The sequence below is a fragment of the Pseudomonas sp. 30_B genome (genome assembly GCF_017491605.1).
Classification (GTDB): Bacteria; Pseudomonadota; Gammaproteobacteria; order Pseudomonadales; family Pseudomonadaceae; genus Pseudomonas.
In genome coordinates this window covers 60,793-83,665 of record NZ_JAFGYY010000024.1, presented here as the reverse complement: position 1 = coordinate 83,665, position 22,873 = coordinate 60,793, and the positions used below count along the sequence as shown (strand labels likewise).

Annotated in this window: 18 protein-coding genes; 9 read left to right on the top strand and 9 right to left on the bottom strand. The window is 63.2% G+C overall.

All coding sequences use genetic code 11. From position 1 onward, the window contains the following. Positions 1 to 48: 48 nt before the first annotated feature. The 8 genes from J5M67_RS22415 to J5M67_RS22380 all read right to left on the bottom strand — a co-directional run bounded on the left by J5M67_RS22415 (position 49) and on the right by J5M67_RS22380 (position 10,533). On the bottom strand, positions 49 to 627 hold the full coding sequence (locus tag J5M67_RS22415) for a VTT domain-containing protein (protein ID WP_207887516.1): 579 nt from the start codon (positions 625 to 627) through the stop codon (positions 49 to 51). Between the two features lie 9 nt (positions 628 to 636). Then, positions 637 to 933, bottom strand: a complete 297-nt coding sequence (locus J5M67_RS22410; protein ID WP_207887515.1) for a helix-turn-helix domain-containing protein — start codon at positions 931 to 933, stop codon at positions 637 to 639. A gap of 32 nt (positions 934 to 965) precedes the next feature. Then, positions 966 to 2,795, bottom strand: a complete 1,830-nt coding sequence (locus J5M67_RS22405; RefSeq protein ID WP_207887514.1) for an SLC13 family permease — start codon at positions 2,793 to 2,795, stop codon at positions 966 to 968. A 110-nt stretch (positions 2,796 to 2,905) separates the two neighbouring features. Beyond that, a complete protein-coding gene (locus tag J5M67_RS22400) occupies positions 2,906 to 4,561 on the bottom strand; it encodes a thiamine pyrophosphate-binding protein (RefSeq protein ID WP_207887513.1) in 1,656 nt (551 codons plus the stop codon). A 349-nt stretch (positions 4,562 to 4,910) separates the two neighbouring features. After that, on the bottom strand, positions 4,911 to 7,760 hold the full coding sequence (locus J5M67_RS22395; RefSeq protein ID WP_207887512.1) for a valine--tRNA ligase: 2,850 nt from the start codon (positions 7,758 to 7,760) through the stop codon (positions 4,911 to 4,913). Positions 7,761 to 8,026: 266 nt separating this feature from the next. After that, a complete protein-coding gene (locus tag J5M67_RS22390; RefSeq protein ID WP_207887511.1) occupies positions 8,027 to 8,434 on the bottom strand; it encodes a DNA polymerase III subunit chi in 408 nt (135 codons plus the stop codon). 19 nt (positions 8,435 to 8,453) lie between these two features. After that, positions 8,454 to 8,882 (bottom strand): DNA polymerase III subunit chi, encoded by a 429-nt coding sequence (locus J5M67_RS22385; protein ID WP_207887510.1) that lies wholly within the window; start codon positions 8,880 to 8,882, stop codon positions 8,454 to 8,456. Between the two features lie 160 nt (positions 8,883 to 9,042). Continuing rightward, positions 9,043 to 10,533 (bottom strand): leucyl aminopeptidase, encoded by a 1,491-nt coding sequence (locus J5M67_RS22380; protein WP_207887509.1) that lies wholly within the window; start codon positions 10,531 to 10,533, stop codon positions 9,043 to 9,045. Between the two features lie 201 nt (positions 10,534 to 10,734). Between J5M67_RS22380 and lptF the strand changes: the two genes are divergently transcribed. Beyond that, complete coding sequence (lptF, locus tag J5M67_RS22375; RefSeq protein ID WP_207887508.1) at positions 10,735 to 11,859, top strand: LPS export ABC transporter permease LptF; 1,125 nt, start codon at positions 10,735 to 10,737, stop codon at positions 11,857 to 11,859. After that, positions 11,852 to 12,919, top strand: coding sequence for an LPS export ABC transporter permease LptG (gene lptG / locus J5M67_RS22370; RefSeq protein WP_207887507.1), 1,068 nt, complete (start codon positions 11,852 to 11,854; stop codon positions 12,917 to 12,919). The genes lptF and lptG overlap by 8 nt, the downstream gene beginning before the upstream one ends. 81 nt (positions 12,920 to 13,000) lie before the next feature. On the opposite strand, the gene J5M67_RS22365 is transcribed toward lptG, so the two are convergent. Further along, the gene (locus J5M67_RS22365) at positions 13,001 to 13,513 is read right to left on the bottom strand and encodes an RDD family protein (protein WP_207887506.1); all 513 of its coding nucleotides are present in this window, start codon (positions 13,511 to 13,513) and stop codon (positions 13,001 to 13,003) included. Positions 13,514 to 13,682: 169 nt separating this feature from the next. On the opposite strand from J5M67_RS22365, the gene J5M67_RS22360 reads away from it, so the two are divergent. The 7 genes from J5M67_RS22360 (at position 13,683) to J5M67_RS22330 (ending at position 22,324) form a co-directional block, all read left to right on the top strand. Then, complete coding sequence (locus tag J5M67_RS22360; RefSeq protein WP_207887505.1) at positions 13,683 to 15,251, top strand: EAL domain-containing protein; 1,569 nt, start codon at positions 13,683 to 13,685, stop codon at positions 15,249 to 15,251. Positions 15,252 to 15,975: 724 nt separating this feature from the next. Further along, positions 15,976 to 16,371, top strand: coding sequence for a type IV pilin protein (locus J5M67_RS22355; RefSeq protein ID WP_207887504.1), 396 nt, complete (start codon positions 15,976 to 15,978; stop codon positions 16,369 to 16,371). Beyond that, positions 16,350 to 16,892 carry a GspH/FimT family pseudopilin gene (locus tag J5M67_RS22350; protein ID WP_279381578.1) on the top strand — a complete coding sequence of 181 codons (543 nt, stop codon included), beginning with the start codon at positions 16,350 to 16,352 and terminating at the stop codon, positions 16,890 to 16,892. The genes J5M67_RS22355 and J5M67_RS22350 overlap by 22 nt, the downstream gene beginning before the upstream one ends. 4 nt (positions 16,893 to 16,896) lie before the next feature. Beyond that, the gene (gene pilV, locus J5M67_RS22345; RefSeq protein WP_207887502.1) at positions 16,897 to 17,469 is read left to right on the top strand and encodes a type IV pilus modification protein PilV; all 573 of its coding nucleotides are present in this window, start codon (positions 16,897 to 16,899) and stop codon (positions 17,467 to 17,469) included. 3 nt (positions 17,470 to 17,472) lie between these two features. Beyond that, positions 17,473 to 18,426: a PilW family protein gene (locus tag J5M67_RS22340; protein ID WP_207887521.1), complete on the top strand. Its 954-nt coding sequence runs from the start codon at positions 17,473 to 17,475 to the stop codon at positions 18,424 to 18,426. Then, the gene (locus J5M67_RS22335) at positions 18,423 to 18,968 is read left to right on the top strand and encodes a hypothetical protein (RefSeq protein WP_207887501.1); all 546 of its coding nucleotides are present in this window, start codon (positions 18,423 to 18,425) and stop codon (positions 18,966 to 18,968) included. The genes J5M67_RS22340 and J5M67_RS22335 overlap by 4 nt, the downstream gene beginning before the upstream one ends. Before the next feature lie 14 nt (positions 18,969 to 18,982). After that, positions 18,983 to 22,324 carry a pilus assembly protein gene (locus J5M67_RS22330; protein ID WP_207887500.1) on the top strand — a complete coding sequence of 1,114 codons (3,342 nt, stop codon included), beginning with the start codon at positions 18,983 to 18,985 and terminating at the stop codon, positions 22,322 to 22,324. The last annotated feature ends 549 nt before the right edge of the window (positions 22,325 to 22,873 follow it).

Genomic DNA, 22,873 nt, shown 5'->3' with positions numbered 1-22,873 from the left:
GGGCGCGGGGCAGGAAGGCGGTGGGCGATTTTCCCACAGATGGGCGCTTCAGCCGAGCAGCACGTTGCCCAGGCGGTCGAACAGCAGGCAGCACAGCAACAGCGGGATCGGCAGGCCGAGCAGGGTGCCGAGCATGTAGGGTGCGAAGCCGATGCCCGAGAGGGCGAGGCTGTAGTTCAGCGTCGGCGAGGTGATGAAGGCGTGGCGCAGGAGGAACACGCTGCTGGCCGGGCGTTGGTCGAGGTGGCTGAACACCGCGCGGGTCAGCCTGTTGTTCAGCAGGCGCAGGCCGTTGCCGCCGATGGAGCGCACGATCAGGAAGGTGAAGCCGCAGGAGAACACCGCCGCGCCGTAGGTGATCAGCCCGCCCCACAGCTTGCCCAGCGCCAGCACGGCGGCGGCGAGGAACAGCAGGCCGGGGATGTGCAGCAAGTTGCCCAGGGCGAACAGCCCGACGAACAGCAGCAGGCCGCGCAGGCGATTGTCCTGCAACTCATTGCGTAGATAGTCGAGGCTGAAATCCTCGTGCAGGCCACTGACGCGGTAGAGCGCGACCAGCACCCCGGCGAAGGCCAGCAGCAGGATCAGTCGGCGATAGCGCCAGATGAGGGGCGGGACGGCAAGCATACGGGTGGCTCAGGGGTACTGCAGAACGTCCTTGATCTGCGCCAGGTGCTGGGCGATCCAGCGCGGATCGATGGCGCCCCAGTCGCGGATGCGATAGTGGCCGGCATTGTTGCGTTCGCCGTCGTGCTGCTCGAAGGCGCAGTCGATGTCGAGGTCGGCCAGCGCGGCCAGGGTGTCCTGGGCGGTGCGCCGGGGCATGCCGGTGGCCTCCATCAGCGCCGGGACGCTGGTGGCGGTGCCGCTGTCGATCAGCCAGGCGACGTAGAGGCGGCGGTAGAAACTGCTTTTGGTCTTGCTCACTTCCATCGAGACATTTCCTTGTTGGCCTTGTGGGGCTGCTACAGCGGCAGCAGCCAGGGTACCAGCACAACGCTGACGATCATCACCAGAATCGTGAAGGGTACGCCAACCTTGACGAAATCTCCGAATCGATAGCGCCCGGGGCCAAGCACCAGGGTGTTCACCGGTGAGGAGATCGGCGTCATGAAGGCGGCCGAGGCGGCCAGTGCGACGATCATCGCGAAGGCCTCGGGCGAAGCGCCGAGGGCCTTGGCGGTGGCGATGGCGACTGGCGCCATGAGCACGGCGGTGGCGGTGTTGGAGATGAACAGGCCGATCAGTGCGGTGAGCACGAACAGGCTGGCGAGAATCGCATAGGGTCCGGCTTCGCCGAGTACGCCGACCAGGGCATTGACCGCGAGGTCGATGCCGCCGGTCTTCTGCAGGGCGAGGGCGAAGGGCAGCATGCCGACGATCAGCAGCAGGCTCTGCCAGTGGATGGCGCGGTAGGCACTGTCCATGTCGATGCAGCGGAAGGCGCCCATCAGCAGGCAACCGATCAGTGCGGCCATGACGTTGGGCACCAGGCCGCTGACCATCAGGATCACCATCACCGCCAGGCTGAACAGCGCGTGGGGCGCCTGGCTGGCGGCGGGAGCGGCTTCGTCCACCTCGGCCGGCAGGCTGAGCACCAGGAAGTCGCGCCCGCGCGCCTGGAGCTGGCGGATGTCCTTCCAGGCGCCGATCACCAGCAGGGTGTCGCCGACCTTCAGCTTGGCTTCCAGCAGGCCTTCCACCAGCGCTTCACGGTTGCGTCGCAGGCCGACCACGTTGAGGCCGAACTGGCTGCGGAACTCCAGTTCCAGCACGCTCTTGCCCAGCAGGGTGGATTCCGGGGGCAGCGTCACTTCGGCCATGCCCACTTCGTGGGCGCGCTCGGTGAAGTAGTCGCCCTGCAGGCTCAGCGGTTCCAGACCGTATTCGTGGTACAGGCCCAGCAGGTCGCCGCGCTCGCCGTAGATGTCCACCAGCAGCACGTCGCCGGCGTGCAGGGTGATGTTGGCGGTGGGGCCGAAGATCTTCAGGCGGAAGTGCAGCATGCGTTCGATGGCGACCACATTGGTGCCGGCGCGGGCACGCAGTTCCACGTCGCCCAGGCTCATGCCCACCAGCTGCGAGTCGGCGCGGATGCGCAGGCGGCGTTCGCGACCGGCGAGCTGGTAGTCACGGATCAGGTCGCTCAAGGTGCGGCGCTTGGCGCGCTGGCCGGCATCGCCGTCGTCGTCGCCCAGCCAGCGGCGCGCCATCAGCATGTAGCCGACGCCCAGGACGAGGATGACCAGGCCGAAGGGGGTGAAGCTGAAGAAGCCGAAGCCTTTCGAACCTTCGCGTACCAGTTCGCTGTGCACCACCACGTTGGGTGCGGTGGCGACCAGGGTGAGCATGCCGCTGATCAGCCCGGCGAAGCTCAGCGGCATCATCAGCCGTCGCGGCGAGACATGCAGGCGCGCGGTGATGCTCAGGACCACGGGAATGAAGATGGCGACCACGCCGGTGGAACTCATCACCGAGCCGAGCCCGGCCACGGCCAGCATCAGCAGTACCAGCAGGCGCGTTTCGCTGGCGCCTGCGCGGCGGGTCAGCCATTCGCCGATGCGATAGGCCACCCCGGTGCGCACCAGCCCTTCGCCAATGACGAACAGCGCGGCGATCAGGATGACGTTGGGATCGGCAAAGCCGGCCAGGGACTCCTGCACGCTGAGGATGCCGGACAGCGGCAGCGCGACCATCACCAGCAGGGCGACCACGTCCATGCGCGGCCGGTTGATGACGAACAGCGCCACGGCGGTGGCGAGCAGGAACAGAACCCAGATCAGTGGCAGACTCATGCGCTTCCCTAGCGGTATGTCGGCAGGCATTGTGCCCGCAGGGGCGGGCGCAATGCCTTGATCCGGTGCAGCTTAGCGAAGCCTGGCGCTGGCGTGCAGTCGCACGGATTCTACGGCAGGCGTGCCACCGGGGTGATCTGCCGTGGGTCGGTGCGCAGTTCGATCAGCGCCGGCTTGCCGCTGGCCTGGGCACGCTCGAAAGCGGCGGCGAAGTCCTCGGTGCGCTCGACGAGTTCGCTGTGGGCGCCGAAGGCGCGAGCCAGGGCGACGAAGTCGGGGTTGCGCAGTTCGGTCGCGCTGATGCGCCCCGGATACTCGCGTTCCTGGTGCATGCGGATGGTGCCGAGCATGCCATTGTTGACCACGATGACGATCAGCGCGGCGCCATATTGCACCGCGGTGGCCAGTTCCTGCGGGTACATCATGAAGCAGCCGTCGCCAGCGAAGCACACCACGCTGCGTTGCGGGTCGCGCAGCTTGGCGGCGATCGCCGCCGGGAAGCCGTAGCCCATTGCGCCGTTGGTGGGCGCCAGCTGGCAGCGCGCGGCGCGATAGCGGTAGAAGCGGTGCACCCAGACCGCGTAGTTGCCGGCGCCATTGCTGATTACCGCATCCTCGGGCAGGACTTCGCTGAGGTGGCTGACCACGGCGGCCAGGTCGACGCCGTTCAGTTCAGCCGGGCTGGCCGGAGGCAGGGAGTAGGCGAGGTAGTCCGCGCGGGCGGCGGCGGTCCATTCGGCCCAGGGGCGTTCGGCGAGTGGTGGCAGAGCGTCGAGGGCCGCGGCGATGGCCGGCATGCTGGCCTGCAACGGCAGGTCGGCCTGGTAGACCCGGCCCAGTTCGCCGGCGTCCGAATGGATGTGGATCAGTGTCTGCGTGGGGCGCGGGCTTTGAATCAGGGTGTAGCCGGCGCTGGGCGTCTCGCTCAGGCGCGAGCCGAGCACCAGCAGCAGGTCGGCCTCCTGCACCCGCGCGGTGAGCTTGGGCGAGGCGCCGAAGCCGAGCTGGCCGGCGTACTGGGCGTCGCGGTTGTCGTAGAGATCCTGGCGACGGAACGAGGCCACCACTGGCAGGTCATTGGCCTTGGCGAAGCGTTGCAGCGCACCGCGCGCGGCTTCATCCCAACCGGTGCCGCCGACGACCAGCAGCGGTTTACGGGCGCGGGCCAGCAGGCTGCGCAGTTCCTCCATCGCCTGCTGCGATGGGGCAGTCTGCGGAATTCGCGGCGCAGGGACGTCCGCGACGGCGGCCGAGCCGAACAGGACTTCCTCCGGCAGCCCGACCACCACCGGGCCCGGGCGGCCGGACTGGGCCACGGCGAAGGCCTGGGCGACCACTTCGGGGATGCGGCGGATGTCGTCGATCTCCGTGGCCCACTTGGCCAGGCCGCCGAACATCTGCCGATAGTCCACCTCCTGGAAGGCCTCGCGGCCCATGAACGCGCTTTCCACCTGGCCGACGAAGAGGATCATCGGCGTCGAATCCTGCTTGGCCGTATGCACGCCGTTGGCGGCATGGGTAGCGCCCGGGCCTCGGGTGACGAAGCAGATGCCCGGCCGCCCGGTGAGCTTGCCGTAGGCATCGGCCATGTTCGAGGCGGCGCCTTCGTGACGGGTGACGATGGTGCTGATCGAGGGGGCGTCGTGCAGGGCATCGAGCACCGGCAGGTAGCTTTCGCCGGGGATGCAGTAGACGGTATCGACCGCGTTGCGCAGCAGGGCTTCGACGAGGATCTGGCCGCCATTGCGGACGGGGAGGTCGGACATGGACTTCGGGCTCCTTGGGCTGAAACCGGGGCCGCTCCCGGAAGAGCGCCGACGAACCCCTGGAGCGGCCCGGCGTTGCGATCTTCGATGCAAAGCGCGGCGGGCGCCAAGTGACCATTCTTCGCGAGGTCATTCCGTGGGGGAATGACGCGGGCGGCATCTGCTCGGAGTGGTCCGGGATGCGCTGGGTGAGCGCTGTTCATTGTAGGAGCGAGCTTGCTCGCGAACCGCCTGGCACTTTGGCTTCAGGCAAAGCGTTCGCGAGCAAGCTCGCTCCTACAGGCAGGTTATGCTGTGAGTTGAACCCCGAAAAGCACAAGGCCCGCATTGGCGGGCCTTGTGATGGGGATTACAGACTGGCGATCTTCTCGCGCTGCTGGATCAGGTTGGTCACCGCCTGCTCGGCTTCAGCCAGCTTGGCGCGTTCCTTCTCGATCACTTCCGGCGGGGCCTTGGCGACGAAGCCTTCGTTGGCGAGCTTGCCGCCGACGCGTTTGACTTCGCCTTCCAGGCGCTGGATTTCCTTGTCCAGACGGGCCATTTCGGCGGCCTTGTCGATCAGGCCGGCCATCGGCACCAGTACCTGCAGGTCGCCGACCAGCGCGGTGGCGGACATCGGCGGCTCTTCGCCAGCGTCCAGCACGCGGATGGTCTCGAGCTTGGCCAGCTTCATCAGCAGCGGCTCGTTGTCGGCCAGGCGGCGGTGGTCTTCGGGCGATGCGTTGTTCAGCACCAGGTCGATGCGCTTGGCCATGGAGATGTTCATCTCGCCGCGAATCTGGCGGATGCCCAGCATCAGGGCCTTGACCCACTCGATGTCGCCTTCGGCGGCGGCGTCGATCTTCGCTTCGTCGGCGATCGGCCAGGGTTGCAGCATCAGGGTGTCACCGCTCTTGCCGGCGGACGCCTTGATGCGCTGCCAGATTTCCTCGGTGATGAACGGCATGAACGGGTGCGCCAGGCGCAGTGCGGTTTCCAGCACGCGGGCCAGGGTGCGACGGGTGCCGCGCTGGCGTTCGATGGGCGCGTTCTCGTCCCACAGCACCGGCTTGACCAGTTCCAGGTACCAGGCGCAGTACTCGTCCCAGATGAACTCGTAGAGGGCCTGGGTGGCCAGGTCGAAGCGGAAGGCGTCCAGCTGGCGCGCGACTTCGATCTCGGTGCGCTGCAGGGCGGAGATGATCCAGCGGTCCACCGAGGACAGCTCGACCGGCTCGCCATTGACGCCGGTGTCCTTGCCATCGGTGTTCTCGATGACGAAGTTGGCGGCGTTCCACAGCTTGTTGCAGAAGTTGCGGTAGCCCTCGACGCGGCCCATGTCGAACTTGATGTCGCGGCCGGTGGACGCCAGGGAGCAGAAGGTGAAGCGCAGGGCGTCGGTGCCGTAGCTGGCGATGCCTTCGGGGAACTCGGCCTTGGTCTGCTTGGCGATCTTCTCGGCGAGCTTGGGCTGCATCATGCCGCTGGTGCGTTTCTCCAGCAGTTCGTCGAGGGTGATGCCATCGACGATGTCCAGCGGGTCAAGGACGTTGCCCTTGGACTTGGACATCTTCTGGCCCTGGCCATCGCGTACCAGACCGTGGACGTAGACGGTCTTGAACGGGATCTGTGCGCTGCCATCGCCATTCTTGATCAGGTGCATGGTCAGCATGATCATGCGCGCAACCCAGAAGAAGATGATGTCGAAGCCGGTCACCAGCACGTCGGTGGGGTGGAAGGTCTTCAGGTATTCGGTCTGTTCCGGCCAGCCGAGGGTGGAGAAGGTCCACAGGCCCGAGCTGAACCAGGTGTCCAGGACGTCTTCGTCCTGGCGCAGGTTGGCTTCGCCCAGGTTGTACTTGGCGCGCACTTCGGCCTCGTTGCGACCGACGTAGACGTTGCCGGCGTCGTCGTACCAGGCCGGGATGCGGTGGCCCCACCACAGCTGACGGCTGATGCACCAGTCCTGGATGTCGCGCATCCAGCTGAAGTACATGTTCTCGTACTGCTTGGGCACGAACTGGATGCGGCCATCTTCCACGGCGGCGATGGCGGGTTCGGCCAGCGGCTTGGTGGAGACGTACCACTGGTCGGTCAGCCAGGGCTCGATGACGGTGCCGGAGCGGTCGCCCTTGGGCACTTTCAGCGCGTGGTCGTCGATCTTCTCCAGCAGGCCGGCGGCCTCGAAGTCGGCAACGATCTGCTTGCGCGCGACGAAGCGGTCGAGACCGGCGTAGGCGGCCGGCAGGCTGGCGTCGAGGTCGGGATTCACGCTGCCGTCAAGCTTGAACACCTGGGCGACGGCGAGGACGGCGGCGTCCTTGTCGAAGATGTTGATCAGCGGCAGGTCGTGGCGCTTGCCGACTTCATAGTCGTTGAAGTCGTGGGCCGGGGTGATCTTCACGCAGCCGGTGCCGAACTCGCGGTCGACGTAGTCGTCGGCGATGATCGGAATGCGTCGGCCCACCAGCGGCAGGTCGATGAAGGTGCCGATCAGCGCGGCGTAGCGCTCGTCTTCCGGATGCACGGCGACGGCGCTGTCACCCAGCACGGTTTCCGGGCGGGTGGTGGCGACGACCAGGTGGTCCTTGCCGTCGGCGGTCTTGTGGCCGTCGGCCAGCGGGTAGCGCAGGTGCCAGAGGTGGCCCTTCTCGTCGTGGTTCTCCACTTCGAGGTCGGAAATGGCGGTGTGGAACTTGGTGTCCCAGTTGACCAGGCGCTTGCCACGGTAGATCAGGCCGTCCTCGTGCAGGCGCACGAAGGCTTCCTTCACGGCGTTGGACAGGCCTTCGTCCATGGTGAAGCGCTCGCGCGACCAGTCCACGGAGGAGCCCAGGCGGCGAATCTGGCGGGTGATGGTGCCGCCGGACTGGTCCTTCCACTCCCAGACCTTCTCCAGGAACTTCTCGCGGCCCAGGTCATGACGGGCGATGCCCTGTGCGGCCAGCTGGCGTTCCACCACCATCTGGGTGGCGATGCCGGCGTGGTCGGTGCCCGGTTGCCACAGGGTGTTGCGGCCCTGCATGCGGCGGTAGCGGATCAGCGCGTCCATGATGGCGTTGTTGAAGCCGTGGCCCATGTGCAGGCTGCCGGTGACGTTCGGCGGCGGAATCATGATGGTGTACGGCTCGCCGGAACCTTGCGGGGCGAAGTAGTTCTCTTTTTCCCACAGGGGGTACCAGTGGGATTCGATGGCGTGGGGCTGGTAGGTCTTGTCCATGAGCGCGGCGGGACCCTGATAAGGCTAGACGGAAAACCGGTGAGTATAACGGGGCGCGGGGCTCTCAGGCCACCGGGGGCTTAATCGGTGGGGCTCAGGGGACAGGAGCGAGCCACCCAGCGCCGACGTTCCCTGTAGGAGCGGGCCACGCCCGCGATCGCGCGCATGGCGCGCTCCTACAGGTTAGTTACGGCGCCTCCCTTGGCGTAGGAGCGGACTTTGTCCGCGATTGGCCCGCTGCCGCGCGGAGGGTATGGAGCGGGACGTCAGCTCTTGCGCTGGGCCAGCAGGCGCTGCATCCGCGCTTCCAGGCGACGCTGCAGTTCGGCTTCGATCTGCGGTGCGAAGTCGTCGATCACGTCCTGCAGGATAAGCTGGGCGGCGGCGCGCAGCTCCAGGTCCAGACGATTGAGTTCGCTGGCCTGGGGCGAGACTTTCGGCTCGGCGGGCTCGGCGGGCTCGGCGGGCTCGGTGGACTCAGCGGCCTTGGCGGTCGACGGTTCCGGCGCACGCGGTGCCGGCGTGACGACATCGGACAGCAGCGGGATGTTGTCCGGTTCGAAGGATTCGGTGAGCAGCGGCGGCTCGGCGCCTGATTCGTCCAGCAGTTCCTGGATCGATTTCAGGTCTTCCAGCAGGTGATCGGGGTCGTGCGGGGGCTTGCGGTTGTCCATGGTCTTGGCTGAGACGTTCTCAAGGGCGCGGCAGGCGATGGTCCTGCAAAGGATAGCCCTGCTCGCGGTAGCGGCGGAAATTCTCCCGCGCGGCCTGACGAATTGCCGGTTCTTCGATCACCAGTTCGGCGACCCGGTTGAAGTGGTCGACGAAAGCGGGAATGGCCAGGGTCAGGTTGATCAGCAGGTCCCGGTGGCTCTGGGGCGGCTCGCCCAGGGCGAGTACCACCGGCGAGTCGGCGTCTTCTTCCACCGCATTGTGTGGGATGAAGGTTTCGCCTCGGAAGTTCCACAACCGCGCATCCAGCGCTTCGCGCTGGGCCTCGTCGGCGCACAGCACGAAGATGCGCATGCCCTGCCGCCAGGCCTTTTCGGCCAGGCGGCAGGCGATGGTCAGGCGTGCGTCGGGATCGGCGCTGGGGATGACGTAGAAGTCCACGCGCGTCATTTTTTGGCCCCAAAGCTGCTGCGTTTGCTCATGCTGCGTTGAAAACCTGCGCAAATTGCTCATTTACAAAACGTAAACTGCGCTTTTGCGCAGGCTTTCGCCTTGCCTGAGCGGCACTCGCGACGCTTTGGGTTCCAAAAAACATTGCTGTCTTACTCCGTTACTTCACGCGATCCAGCAGGTACTGGGTCAGCAGCGGAACAGGGCGGCCCGTGGCGCCCTTGTCCTTGCCTCCGCTGATCCAGGCGGTGCCGGCGATATCCAGGTGCGCCCAGTGGAACTTCTTGGCGAAGCGCGACAGGAAGCAGCCGGCGGTGATGGTGCCGGCCTTCGGCCCGCCGATGTTGGCGATGTCGGCGAAGGGGCTGTCCAGCTGCTCCTGGTATTCGTCGAACAGCGGCAGTTGCCAGGCGCGGTCGTCGGCGACTTCGCCGGCCTTGAGCAGTTGCTTGATCAGCGCGTCGTTGTTGCCCATCAGGCCCGAGGTGTTGGAGCCCAGGGCGACGATGCAGGCACCGGTCAGGGTGGCAATATCCACTACCGACTGCGGCTTGAAGCGTTCGACATAGGTCAGCGCGTCGCACAGCACCAGGCGGCCTTCGGCATCGGTATTGAGGATTTCGACGGTCTGGCCGCTCATGGTAGTGACGATGTCGCCCGGACGGGTCGCACCGCCGCTGGGCATGTTCTCGGCGCAGGCCATGACGCCCACCAGGTTGATCGGCAGCTGCAATTCCAGCACGGCGCGGAAGGTGCCGAATACCGAGGCGGCGCCGCACATGTCGAACTTCATCTCGTCCATGCCCAGGCCGGGCTTCAGGCTGATGCCGCCGGTGTCGAAGGTGATGCCCTTGCCGACCAGCACGTGCGGGGCTTCGTCTTTCGTCTTCGCGCCGTTGTACTGCAGCACGATCAGGCGCGGCGGCTGGTCGCTGCCCTGGGCGACGGCAAGGAAGGAACCCATGCCCAGCTCACGCAGCTTCTTCTCATCGAGGACTTCGACCTTCAGACCCTTGTATTCCTTGCCCAGCGCCTTGGCCTGCTCGCCGAGGAAGGTCGGGTGGCAGAGGTTCGGCGGCAGGTTGCCCAGGTCGCGGGTCAGGGCCATGCCGTTGGCGATGGCCTGGGCTTCCCTGGCGCCCTGTTCGACGGCGGCGGCATCGGCCTTGTCGACCAGCAGGGTGATTTTCTTCAGCTTCGGCGCTTCGGCCTTCTGGCTCTTGAAACGGTCGAAGACGTAGGTGCCGTCGGCCAGGGTTTCTACTTGCAGGCGGGCTTTGCCATGGGCGTTACGGCCTTTCACGGCGAGATCGCCCAGGGCCAGGACGGCGTCGGCGCCGCCCAGATTCTTCAAATTGCCCAGGACGGCGGAAACCAGTTTGCGGTAGGCGCGGTCGGAGAGGTCGCGTTCCTTGCCGGCGCCGACCAGCAACACGCGGTCGGCCTTAAGGTTCGGCAAATCTTGCAGGAGTAGCGTCTGACCAACCTTGCCCGTCAGATCGCCACGCTTGAGCAGGGTGCTGATGGCGCCGCCGGTGACGTCGTCAACGGCCTTGGCCGTGGCGCCAAGCTTGCGGCCTTCGCCCACGGCGATGACCAGGGTGGCGGTTTTCAGGGTTTCCGGGCGTACGCTTTTTACAAGGAATTCCATGGCTTGGTGTCCCCAGGACAAAAGGCTCACGATGGCAAGGTGGTCCGCGAGGCTCAGGCTGACTGTGCAGTGACAGGCCTGGCGAATCGCAGGATAATGCCGGCTATTTTCGCTGGTTCGCGCTCGCGCGGGCCGGCAAACGCTTCACGACGGCTAGTTTGAGCGCAGCCGCCTGAGCGTGACAACCCTGGAGTGTCCGGTTTGATTGTCTTCCGTTATCTGTCCCGTGAAGTGCTGATTACCATGAGCGCGGTCAGCGCCGTGCTGCTGGTCATCATCATGAGCGGCCGTTTCATCAAATACCTGGCGCAGGCCGCCCAAGGCATGCTCGATCCGGGCTCGCTGTTCATGATCATGGGCACGCGACTGCCGGGCTTCCTCCAGCTGATCCTGCCGCTGGGGCTGTTCCTGGGTGTCCTGCTGGCCTACGGACGGCTGTACCTGGACAGCGAGATGACGGTGCTGACCGCTACCGGCATGAGCCAGCAGCGCCTGACGGCTTACACCCTGGCTCCGGCCTTGCTGGTGGCGCTGGTCGTGGCCTGGCTGAGCCTGTGGGCGGCGCCCCAGGGCATCGCGCAGATGCAGCTGCTGCTGAACAAGCAGGACGCGATGACCGAGTTCGACACCCTGGCTCCGGGGCGTTTCCAGTCGATGCGCGATGGTTCGCGGGTGACCTACACCGAGACGCTGGCCAACGAGCGTACCCAGTTGGGCGGCGTGTTCATTGCCGACAAGAACCCGCCGCGCAATGGCAAGCCGGGCAGCGCTTCGGTGCTGGTGGCCGATAGCGGCGAGCAGCAGATTCATGCCGACGGTAGCCGCTACCTGATCCTCAAGGACGGCTATCGCTACGATGGCCTGCCGGGGCAGGCCGACTACCGGGCGATCAAGTACGACACTTATGGCGTGATGTTGCCCAAGCCGGAAGTCAGCAGCGAGATCGACGACCGCGACGCCGTTCCCACCAGCGAGCTGATCGGTAGCAAGGACGTGCGCATGCGCTCCGAGCTGCAATGGCGTCTTTCCATTCCGCTGCTGGTCTTCGTGGTCACTGTGCTGGCAGTGCCGCTCTCCCGCGTGAACCCACGCCAGGGCCGCTTCCTCAAGCTGCTGCCGGCGGTGCTTCTTTATATGGCGTACCTGGCGCTGCTGATCGCCGGTCGCGGCATGCTCGACAAGGGCAAGATTCCGCTCGCCCTGGGCCTGTGGTGGATCCATGCGCTGTTCCTGACGATTGGATTGTTGCTGCTGTATTGGGAGCCGCTGAGGCTCAAGCTGGCCGCCGCACGGGCGAATTCTGGGCGGGAGCCGAAACATGCGTAAGCTGGACCGTTACATCGGCACCACCGTTTTCATCTCCATCCTCGGTGTGCTCGGGGTGATTCTCGGCCTGGCCGAACTGTTCGCCTTCGTCGACCAGTTGAGCCAGATCACCGATACCTACACCCTCGTTGACGCGCTCAAGTTCGTGCTCCTCACCGCGCCCGGGCGCACCTACGACATGTTGCCGATGGCGGCGCTGATCGGTTGCCTGGTGGGCCTTGGCAGCCTGGCCAGCAGCAGCGAACTGACCATCATGCGTGCCGCTGGCGTGTCGCTGCAGCGCATCGTCTGGGCGGTAATGAAGCCGATGCTGGTGCTGATGTGCGCCGGCATCCTGCTCGGCGAATACGTGGTGCCCTACACCGAGACCCAGGCCCAGAACGATCGTGCCTTGGCACAGAGCGCCGGCGGGGTAGTGAGTTCGCGGAACGGCCTGTGGCATCGCCAGGGCCATGAGTTCATCCAGATCAACGTGGTCCGCTCCGATGGGGTATTGCTGGGCGTGACCCGCTACAACTTCGATGACGCGCGTCGCCTGCAGACTGCCAGTTTCGCCAAGAGTGCGCGTTTCCGTGACAACCAGTGGGTGCTGGAGAACGTGACCACCACGGTGCTGCACATGGATGAAAAGCGCAGCGAAGTGCGCCAGGCGAAGTCCGAACCGTGGAATATCCAGCTCACGCCGCGCTTGCTGAACACCGTTGTGACGGAGCCGGAAGCCCTGTCGATCAGCGGACTGTGGAGCTACATCCATTACCTGGAAGAGCAGGGTCTGAGCGCCAACCGCTATTGGCTGGCGTTCTGGACCAAGATCATGCAGCCGGCGGTCACGGCGGCGCTGGTGCTGATGGCGATTTCCTTCATCTTCGGTCCGCTGCGCAGCGTGACGCTCGGTCAGCGTGTGTTCACCGGCGTGCTGGTGGGCTTCAGCTTCCGCATTGCCCAGGACCTGCTTGGCCCGTCGAGCCAGGTGTTCAACTTCCCGCCGTTGCTCGCAGTGCTGGTCCCGGCAGCCATCTGTGCTTTCCTCGGCATGCTGCTGCTGCGCAGGGCCGGGTGATCCCGCCCCTATAGGAACGAGACGTTCCGACTAAAAAAGCCCGCCGATTGGCGGGCTTTTTGGTTCGGGCTCGGTGCGGGATCAGCGCTGTCCCTGCGTCGCCTTGCGTACGTCCTTCGGAATCTGGATCACCACGCTCTCCGAGTAGCGGTCCTGCCAGGTGCGCTTGTCCTTGTCCCAGAGCATCCACAGGAAGCCCAGCCCCAGGCAGGCCCAGGAGCCGATGGAAATGACGAAGCGCAACAGCGCCTGGAGCAGGCTGATGCGCGAGCCGTCGGCGTTCTGCACGCGAATGCCCCAGACCTGCATGCCGAGGGTCTGGCCGTTGTGGGTCCAGAACTTCGCGAAGAAGGCGAACAGGCTGATGAACAGCAGGCTGGACAGCAGCGGATCGCCGATCAGGCCGCCCTGGTCGGCCAGTTGCTTGAGCTTTTCGCCACCATAGATGAGCCGCAGGACACCCTGTTGATAGATCAGGGTCACGACCATCATCAGGGCCACGCAGAGCAGGAAGTCATAGAACATGGCGGCGAAACGGCGGATGAGCGTGGCGGGCGGGAAATTCCCCGCGGGCTGGAGCTGCGGTTTGGACATGGCGCCTTCTGGATCGAGTCGTGGATCGGCAGGGCACTGCCCTGGATGAATGGGGCGGATTATACGGTTTCCTACCGGGTTCGGCCCTTGTCGAGCTGCCCCTGTTCTAAGCTGCATCCAGAGTGCTTCCCAGGAGGCGAAGCGAAAGGTCGTACAGCAAGGAACAAGGATGCCGTTACGCAACTTTGCCCGACGCCGGCTGGTGCCGCGATTGGTGTTTGCCCTGTCGATGGCAGTGCTTCCCCTGGCACTGGGCAGTTCCATCATCTATTGGCAGACCCTGCGCAGCCTGTCCGCCGAGGCACGCCTGGCCTCCGAGGAGGCGCTGCGCCTGTTCGATCTGATGTTGGGCAATGCCGAGGGCGCGGCGAGGGTAGCGCTGTCGCAGCGAGGAAAGCCCTGCAATGACTCGGCACTGGTACTGCGCGAGCAGGTGGCCGTGGTGCCCTTCGTGCGCTCGGTCAATCTCACGCGGGGCGACAGCATCTACTGCACTTCCTTGTTCGGTGATTTCACGGCGCCGCTGGAAGGCGCCTCCTACGTGGAGGGACGCCTGCGCCTGATGGCGGGCAATCCGGTGACACCTAATGTCGCTGTGTTGATCCTGCGTCAGTTCGATGGTGAGTACGGCGCGGTGGCCACCGTCGATGGACGTTACCTGAGCAACACGCTGCAACTGGTCGATCAACGCAGCGACCTGCAGCTGCAGGTCGGCGAGACGTGGATGGATGAAGAGGGCAAAGTCCACTCCGGGCAGCCTGATCCGTTGCCGATCGGCCACATCCGCCTGGTTTCCGAACGCTACCCGTACGCGGTGATAGGGGGATTTTCCGATGGATCCCAGTGGCTCCATATTCGTCAGGAGGCCCTGCCGCTTGCCATCTTGTTATTGATGCTGGGGGTTGTCTCCGGGGTGGCCTGCTATTGGTTGTGGGGGCGCTCCGCGACGCCGAGCCTGGAGCTGGAGCGGGCGCTGCTGGCCGGAGAGTTCGTCCCCTACCTGCAGCCGCTGGTGGATGCGCGCGATGGACGCTGGGTCGGCGCGGAAGTGCTGATGCGCTGGCAGCACCCGAGCGAGGGAATGGTCGGGCCGGACCTGTTCATCCCGATGGCCGAGCGCTCGGGCCTGATCGTGCCGATGACGCGTGACCTGATGCGCCAGGTGGGGGAGGGGCTGGCGCCCTATGGCGAGTTGCTGGGAGAGGGCTTCCACCTGGGCATCAATATCAGCGCCGTGCATTGCGGCGAGACAGGGTTGCTCGATGATTGCCTGAGCCTGCAGGCGAAGTTCCTGCCGTACCGGCCGAGCCTGATGCTGGAGTTGACCGAGCGGGAGCTGATCGCCGCCAGTGAGGTCACCGAGCAGCTGTTCGGTCGCCTGGATGCCCAGGGTATCCAGTTGGCCCTCGATGATTTTGGCACTGGCAACTCGAGTCTCGCCTACCTGCACCGTTTCAAGGTGGATGCGCTGAAGATCGACAAGAGTTTCGTCGCGATGATCGGCGTGGATGCGCTTTCGGTTCGCATCCTCGACAGCATCGTCGAGCTGTGCGGCAAGCTGGATCTGATGATCATCGCCGAGGGGGTGGAGACCGAAGAGCAGCGGCGCTACCTGGTTGAGCGCGGCGTGGATGTGTTGCAGGGGTATTTGTTTGGGAGGCCGATGCCGTTGGAGGCATTTGTGCAGGCGATGCGGGGGAGAGCGAAAGAATTCGCTAATGGCAGAGGTAGGTCATGACGTGATCCAGAAGCACGAGGCCGCGCCGACTGGCTTCAAGGCCAACTCCACCGCTACAAAGATCAACTTTCAGCCTTCCGGTGTTGGCGGTGCCCGGACGACTCATTACCGTCTGTCGAGCTTTATCTAGCGTGGCGTCGCAGTAACGAGAGGTGCAAGTCGACGCGACCGGCCCTGTTTATCTCAGCAAAACTACCACTGGCAGTTGCTCATAACGCTCGCTTAAGTGAGGTCGAGAGCACTTTCATCCGCAGTCCCTTGGACATCAAAAAGGTAATGCCCTCCCTCCAGCCATCCAGCTCCGCCTTGGGCTCCGCGCCCCAATTACGGAGCTGCTGGATCACACCGCACACCAGGACTTCCAGTACCACTGACGATGATACCGAGGCGTTGAACACCATCGAACAATTCTCTCTTCAGATCCCCGCGTCATTGATCAGGTCATCCAAGGTGCTCATGCACCCGGCTGGGAAGTCTGCTCCTCCAATGAGAAATCCAATCGATCGGTTTTTTGGGGAGGCATGGAGATGGGGCGTACGTTTAGCTACACCGTTTAGTAGTTAATGGTTTGTTTTGTGAGATGGGTCACAATTTCGGTTGCCAGGTGGGAAAAGCTGCAGCCATTCACACATATAAATGCACCAATTGTCCTTGGTACATGGATTTTGGGTGTTGTTAGATGTGATCTTTCCTACGCCGGTTAAGGATTTAGGAGTCGTATTCCGTGCGTAGGAACAGTGGTTTTACCTTGATCGAACTGATGATCACGGTGGCGATCGTTGCCATTCTCGCGGCCGTTGCCTATCCCTCGTACAAGCAATACGTGATCCGAGCGAACCGCAGCGAGGCCCAGGCTTACCTGATGGATCTTTCCCAGCGCCAGCAACAGTATCTGATGGATTCGCGCACCTATGCCGACAGCGATACGACCCTCGGGGCAACCCAGCCCAGCAGGGTTGCAGCTAACTACACCATCACTGTGACCGTTCCCGCGCCCGGCGAACCTTCCCCTAGCTTTCAGATAAAAGCCGCACCCAAGAGTGGCACGATGCAGGCAGGTGACGGCGACCTTTCGATCAATCAGGCGGGGACCAAAACATGGACCAAGGGCGTCTGGTGAGGGGCCTGGGTCGTGGCCAGACGCCGGCAGGGAGGGCTTGCAGCCATTCTCTCGGCCAGGAGCATCGGGGATTCACCCTGGTGGAACTGATGGTGAGCCTGCTCGTCCTTTCCATTCTGCTGGTCATCGGTATCCCGTCGTTCAAATCGATCATCGCCGACCAGCGTGTCCGAGCGGCGACTACCGATCTACAGTCGGCGCTGATACTGGCGCGCGTCGAGGCGATCAAGCGCGGTGTCGTCATCACGCTACGCCCTGCCTCGGGGCAGACCTGGGCACAGGGATGGCTTATCCAGAATCCGGCCACAGGCAACGACAACAATCCACTCGCCAAGAACTCGTTGGGTGATGGCGTGAAGATAGATTCCGCCGCTTCTCAGGTGACGTTCCGCCCCTCCGGCCGCTTGAGCGCAGGCGCCGTGGTCAGCTTTCAGGTCAGCGCTAGCCAGGACAGTGGGAAGGTTCGCTGTGTGTCGTTGGGAATTGATGGTCGTGCCACTTCCGCCAAGGGAGGTTGCTGAAATGATGGCGGACAGACTCCACAAGACAGGAGTGCGTGGCTTCACCCTTATCGAGGTACTGGTCGCCATGCTGGTGCTGGCGATAGGGCTGTTGGGGCTCGCCGGCCTGCAAAGCCGCATGATCAATTCGCAGTTCGAGGCCTACCAGCGTGCCCAGGCGTTGACGCTTGCCGAAGACATGGCCAACCGGATTCGCAGCAATCCAGCCGCGGCCCGCTCGGAGAGCTATGTGAGCACTGCCGTGTACGGAGTCGGAAATACCACCGGTGACGGCGGTTGCAGTGCTACTGACGTAGTTGGAAAGGACCTGTGTGCCTGGAACCAGGCACTGAAGGGGGCCTCGGTGACTACCGATGACAGCCGTCAGATCGGCAGCATGATCGGTGCGCGCGGGTGCATATCCACAATAAAAACAGCTGCCAAGGCTGAGGCAGTTATTCGCGTTTCGGTAGCCTGGATGGGGACAACCCCCACCGTTTCCCCGGCCAATGCCTGCGGCAAGGGAAGCTTCGGCGGCGATGACAGTATGCGCCGTGCGATCTACATCGATGTCACGCTGGCATACCTGGGAGTTTGATCTATGCCTGTCACGAACACTGGGCAGCGTGGCTTTTCGATGATCGAGGTCATGATCGCCATGGCGCTGGGCCTGGTGATCCTGTTGGCCGTCACCGTCATCTTCACCAACAACAGCCGAACTCGCAGCGAAATGGAAAAGAGTGGCCGTCAGGTTGAGAACGGCCGTTATGCGCTGACGCTGCTGAGCGATGAGATCAGTAACGCAGGATTTTGGGGAGAGGCCGGGACCCAGAACGTGCCGGCTACATTGCCGCCTCTTTGTCCTCTGAGTGCGGCCGAAGTCAGTGACGCCCTTGGCGTACCCGTGCAAGGCGGTTCGGTTTCAGGCTCGGCGCCATCCTGCATCTCGACAGCAAAGTCCGCTAGTGACTACCTGGCGATTCGCCGCGCAAGCACTTGCGCAACGGGCAGCAGCGGGTGTGATGCCTTTGTGGCAGATTATTTCCATCTGCAGGTATCGGCGTGCGCAACGAAGACCCCAGGTGTACCGCTGGTGAAAACCGTGGCCGCTGATCTGACCGCCAAGAAACGCGACTGCACCACTGCGGCTCCCATCTACCGATTGCTCAGCCGGGTGTATTTCATCTCGGGGGCGGATGTGCTGAGTCGGGTTGAGTTGGAAAACGGCGTCTACTCTGGCGCGACTCAACTGGTTGAAGGTATCGAGCAGTTGCATTTCGAGTATGGCCTGGATACGGCTCCCGTGGCGCGAGATGGCGCTGTCGATCTATTCACGGCGACTCCGACAGCCACCCAGTGGCCCGATGTGGTGGCTATCCGCATCTGGCTGGTGGCGCGAAACCTGGAGAAGACTCCCGGATATGTCGATGGGCGAACCTACCAACTGGGTGGAAGCAGTTACAGCGTGCCGACGGGGGCTACGGGCTACAAGCGGGAGGTCTACTCCACCACCGTGTACTTGAACAATGTTTCGGGACGGAGGCAGGCGCCATGAGCCGCTTCAATCGGGGCGTACACCGGCAACGGGGCGCCGTGCTGGCGGTGGCGTTGATCATGCTGCTGCTGGTTACGCTGTTGGCGGTTGCGGGCTTCAACCTTGCCCAGACCAACCTGAAGGTCGTACAGAACCTGGAGAGCCGGGAGCTGGCCGAGAATGCGGCCAGTGCGACACTGGAAGAGGCCATCAGCACCAGCCTGTTCACCAAGAATCCGGGCAACATCTTCGCCAACTCATGCGTCAACGCGAATACCAAGTGCTATGACGTCAATGGTGACGGCGTCAATGACATCACCGTGGTCGTGGATCGTCCGTCCTGTGTGATCGTGCTGCCAATCAAGAACTCCGAACTGGACGTGTCCAAGCCCGCCGATGCGGGATGTTTCATTCAGGACCGGGAAGACTCCCTCTGCGTCAACTCCGTCTGGGAGCTTCGTGCAACCGCCACGGACAACCTGACGTCAGCAGTAACGGTCACTCGGCAAGGCGTGGCCATTCGCGCGAGCAGCGACGATGCCGAAACGGCCTGCCCGAAATAGTTGAGGAAAATTACATGAATACCTGGCTGAAGACGCTTCGTGTGACGGTTTATATCCTCGCCCTGGCTTTTCCGTTCGTGGGGGCGAAGGCCGAGGACATCGACATCTTCGTCAGGGGAGGTACCACCGACTCCAGCCTGCCCAATGTCATCTTCGTTCTCGACAACACCTCCAACTGGGCCCGGCAGAGCCAGAAGTGGCCTGGTGGCCAGCAGCAGGGGCAGTCCGAGGTCCGGGCGATTCGCAGTGCTCTGGCCGGGCAGACCGACAAGCTGAACGTTGGCTTGCTGGAGTTCACGACCGGCGGAAACGCCAATCAGGACGGTGCTTTCGTTCGTTTTGCACTACAGAAGCTGACCACGTCCAGCCAGGCCACATTGAATACCAAGCTGGACGAAATCTATAACGGTATCAACTCTACGGACGAGAAGCGCAACTCGAATACCTCATACGGCAACTTGATCTACGACCTCTACAACTACCTGGGCGGCTTCCAGCAGAGCTTCGCCGGCCAAGGTACAGTTGCCTCCAAGGCGGACGCAAACGGTTATACCTCGGCCTACTCGACATTCCGCTCGCCGCTGGCAGCCGACAGCGTGTGCGCGAAGACATTCCTTATTTTCATCAGCAACCCCAACAGTAGCGGCCCCGCGTCCGATAATGCCACCAACAGCGCTGCCCTGAGGGCGCTCTACCAAGCGGTGAATACGACCCCGGCCAAACTGGCTGGTGATGGCTCCGGGACCGCGCTGCCCATTCCCCTGTTTACCACGGTGACCGGCGCGCCGGAGACACTGGGCAAGTCGGCGCAGTGCTATGCCGATACCGAGGTAGCAGCGTGTACGACCGCTGAATCTACCGGTACCGGGCTATGTGTCGGCCAGGAAAACTGTTCATGTATTGCACCCTCCGGTAAGAAGGACAACAGTTGCGCAAACAAGAAATACCATCTGGACGTGCAGCGGGCGGGCAGTACCACCGTCACGCCCACTGGTACCGTAAACTCCACCTCCGGCGCTGCATGGAACCTCGATGACTGGACCAAGTTCCTCTTCAATTACGGTGTGCCGGTAACGGCACCGAATGAAAGCGGCGACCTGGTGACTCAGCGGGTGCCCGTCATCACCTATGCCATCGATGTTTTCAATGCGCAGCAGAACGCTGACAATACCGGGCTAATGCTGAGTGCTTCCAAGGGCGTAGGTGGCGGCAACTACTTTGCCGCGCGCAGTGAGGCGGAGCTGATCAGCTCACTCAACTCGGCGCTGTCCGATATCCTGTCGGTCAGTTCCACCTTCGCTGCGGTGAGCCTGCCGCTGAGCGCAACCAACCGCGCTCAGCAGGATAACCAGGTCTTCATCGGTATGTTCCGCCCTGATCAACAAACCAAGCCGCGCTGGTTTGGCAATCTCAAGCGTTATCAGATTGCCCTGTTCAACGGGGTCCCCGATCTGGCCGATTCGGTTGGCCGGAAGGCTGTATCTACGGCGACGGGCTTTGTCGAGGACTGTACGCAAAGTTACTGGAGTACGGACTCCCAAGGCTACTGGAATGGCCTGGGCGTTACTCCGCCGCCCAGAAGCAAGTGCACGGATAGCGCCTTCAGCTCCTATAACGTCTGGTCGGATATTCCCGATGGTGATTTCGTGGAGAAGGGCGGGGCGGCCCAGGTTGCGCGTAAAAGTACCATTGCCAATCGGAGCATATTGACGCTTTCGAGTGGTGCTCTTACTGCCATGACATCAAGCATGTTCGGCCCCAGCGATGTGGACAGCACAGTTACCAAGGACACCCTCTTTGGCTACCTGAAAGGGAGCATTGCCGGCGTTGGGGAGACCCTGCCCGCTGCTCCCAACCCCATCAGCCGCCCCAGCATTCACGGCGATGTCATCCACTCGCGACCTCTGCCGATCAACTACGGTGGCACCACCGGTACGGTGCTCTATTACGGCGGCAATGATGGTCTGTTCCGCGCGGTGGGTGCAGAGAACGGCGCGGAGAAATGGACTTTCCTCGCTCCCGAACATTACGGCAGGATCAAGCGCCTGTACGCCAACAGTCCGCTGGTGAGCTTCCCGAACCAGCCTACCGGCACCACACCGGTGGCGCCGAAGGACTATTTCTTTGACGGCTCGGCGGGGCAGATTGTCCATTACAACAGCAACAACCAGGTCGATCTGGCCTATATCTACCCGACGATGAGGCGCGGAGGGCGCATGGTCTATGCGTTCAACGTGACCAACCCGGACTCCCCGGCATTACTGTGGCGACATGGATGCACGGATGCAGGGTGCGATACTGGTTTTGACGACATGGGCCAGACCTGGTCGACACCACGTGGGGCAAGGCTGAGCGGGTACGCGGGCGGTACGACCAATCCGAGCAATTCGGTCGTGATCTTCGGTGCGGGTTATGACAATTGCCTTGATCCTGACCAGATTTCCTTTGACTGCTCGTCGGGAAAGGGCAAGGGCGTTTATGTGCTCGATGCCGTTACCGGCGACAAACTGGGCTTTTTCGCTACCGACGCCCCAGTGGCTGCAGACGTCAGCCTCGTTGACCTCAATTTCGATGGCAATGCGGACTTTGCCTATATCGCGGATGCCGCGGGCAACCTGTATCGGCTCAACTTCGTAGACCCGAGCACCCTGGCGCCCCTGGCCAAGGCTGCCTGGACAATGCCGAAAATTGCCTTTACCCACAATGCCGGGCGGCGATTCCTCAATGCGCCGGCCGTGGCAGCCTACAAGAACAGCGTCTATGTCGCCCTGGGATCAGGTAACCGCGAGCGCCCGTTGATCACCAACTATCCCTATGTGCAGGACGTGGATGATCGCTTCTATGTGTTCCTCGACACTCCCAGCAGCCCTAGTGCGAACGATAGCTCGCAGGCCGTCAACCTCGATGGCAGTCTGATGAACGATGCCACCCCGGCGCCGGCCTGCACTGCCCCGGGAGTCCTCCCGGGGGTGGGCGACAAGCGCGGGTGGTACATGAGTCTGGCGGGGCGCGGAGAGCAGATCGTGAACCCGGCGGTTATCGGCGGTGGCGACGTGCTGTTCAATAGCTTCCAGCCTGGCGGCGCGAAGGTGGGGATGTGCACGCGTCCCGGTGTCTCCACGGGCTATCAGATGAGCCTGTTCAATGGCTCGTCCTGTGAGCGGGATCGCTCAGTAGTGATCACGGGTGGTGGCATGCCAATTGCCCCAACCCTGAGCACAATCGTCGTGAAGGATCCCGATGACAAGGTGATCACCATCTGCATCGGCTGCCAGGGCCTGAATCCGAACAAGATCAAGCCTACAACGGATGAAACCCGCAAGCGGGTGTACTGGAATACCGACGTGGATCGTTGATGCGTTTCCCACAGGGCGGTCCCGCTTCGCGGGCCGCCCTTTCTCGTTCATATTTCCAGTAGAACTGCTTCATCTCCTTCGCATGTGGTCAGGGCGGACATAATGTGCCGTTCGGGATGCGTTCGCTTCCGATTTGGGCTGCACGATCTAATGATGATCTTGTAACCGATTGTGCTCTTTCCGAAGGTCGCCAGGCTTCCGGCGTGGAATGCGCCGTTCTTTTGCGCGCTTTCGGGGGGCTGGGGGGATGTAATTGCGTGATGTGTGGTCTGGCGCGCTCTCGGCTCCGTTCAGTGCTTGGTGAGCACCGATCAGGTCCTCGTGTTCCTCGCGTGGGATTCGTTTTCATTTCGCACCTCCAACATTCCCAGTTTCGAGGGCGCGGATGCGCCGCTCGTGGGCGTTGTATTGCGTGAGGCGAGCGGCAAGGCTGGACGTCCCGCGAAAAGCCGAAAGGGCCATGATTCGATGAGGGGGAGCGGATATTCTTGGGGTGTCTTCCAAGTTGAGGAGGGAGTTGCCAGTGTTTGCGGGCAAGCGAGTTGGGGG

Excerpts from the sequence above, each read along its gene's own strand:
- J5M67_RS22400 (WP_207887513.1), bottom strand. The coding sequence starts at position 4,561 with ATGTCCGACCTCCCCGTCCGCAATGGCGGCCAGATCCTCGTCGAAGCC.
- J5M67_RS22365 (WP_207887506.1), bottom strand. The coding sequence starts at position 13,513 with ATGTCCAAACCGCAGCTCCAGCCCGCGGGGAATTTCCCGCCCGCCACG.
- lptG (WP_207887507.1), top strand. The coding sequence starts at position 11,852 with ATGCGTAAGCTGGACCGTTACATCGGCACCACCGTTTTCATCTCCATC.
- J5M67_RS22350 (WP_279381578.1), top strand. The coding sequence starts at position 16,350 with ATGGACCAAGGGCGTCTGGTGAGGGGCCTGGGTCGTGGCCAGACGCCG.
- J5M67_RS22405 (WP_207887514.1), bottom strand. The coding sequence starts at position 2,795 with ATGAGTCTGCCACTGATCTGGGTTCTGTTCCTGCTCGCCACCGCCGTG.
- J5M67_RS22390 (WP_207887511.1), bottom strand. The coding sequence starts at position 8,434 with ATGGACAACCGCAAGCCCCCGCACGACCCCGATCACCTGCTGGAAGAC.
- J5M67_RS22335 (WP_207887501.1), top strand. The coding sequence starts at position 18,423 with ATGAGCCGCTTCAATCGGGGCGTACACCGGCAACGGGGCGCCGTGCTG.
- J5M67_RS22410 (WP_207887515.1), bottom strand. The coding sequence starts at position 933 with ATGGAAGTGAGCAAGACCAAAAGCAGTTTCTACCGCCGCCTCTACGTC.
- J5M67_RS22385 (WP_207887510.1), bottom strand. The coding sequence starts at position 8,882 with ATGACGCGCGTGGACTTCTACGTCATCCCCAGCGCCGATCCCGACGCA.
- pilV (WP_207887502.1), top strand. The coding sequence starts at position 16,897 with ATGGCGGACAGACTCCACAAGACAGGAGTGCGTGGCTTCACCCTTATC.
- J5M67_RS22360 (WP_207887505.1), top strand. The coding sequence starts at position 13,683 with ATGCCGTTACGCAACTTTGCCCGACGCCGGCTGGTGCCGCGATTGGTG.
- J5M67_RS22330 (WP_207887500.1), top strand. The coding sequence starts at position 18,983 with ATGAATACCTGGCTGAAGACGCTTCGTGTGACGGTTTATATCCTCGCC.
- J5M67_RS22395 (WP_207887512.1), bottom strand. The coding sequence starts at position 7,760 with ATGGACAAGACCTACCAGCCCCACGCCATCGAATCCCACTGGTACCCC.
- J5M67_RS22415 (WP_207887516.1), bottom strand. The coding sequence starts at position 627 with ATGCTTGCCGTCCCGCCCCTCATCTGGCGCTATCGCCGACTGATCCTG.
- J5M67_RS22340 (WP_207887521.1), top strand. The coding sequence starts at position 17,473 with ATGCCTGTCACGAACACTGGGCAGCGTGGCTTTTCGATGATCGAGGTC.
- J5M67_RS22380 (WP_207887509.1), bottom strand. The coding sequence starts at position 10,533 with ATGGAATTCCTTGTAAAAAGCGTACGCCCGGAAACCCTGAAAACCGCC.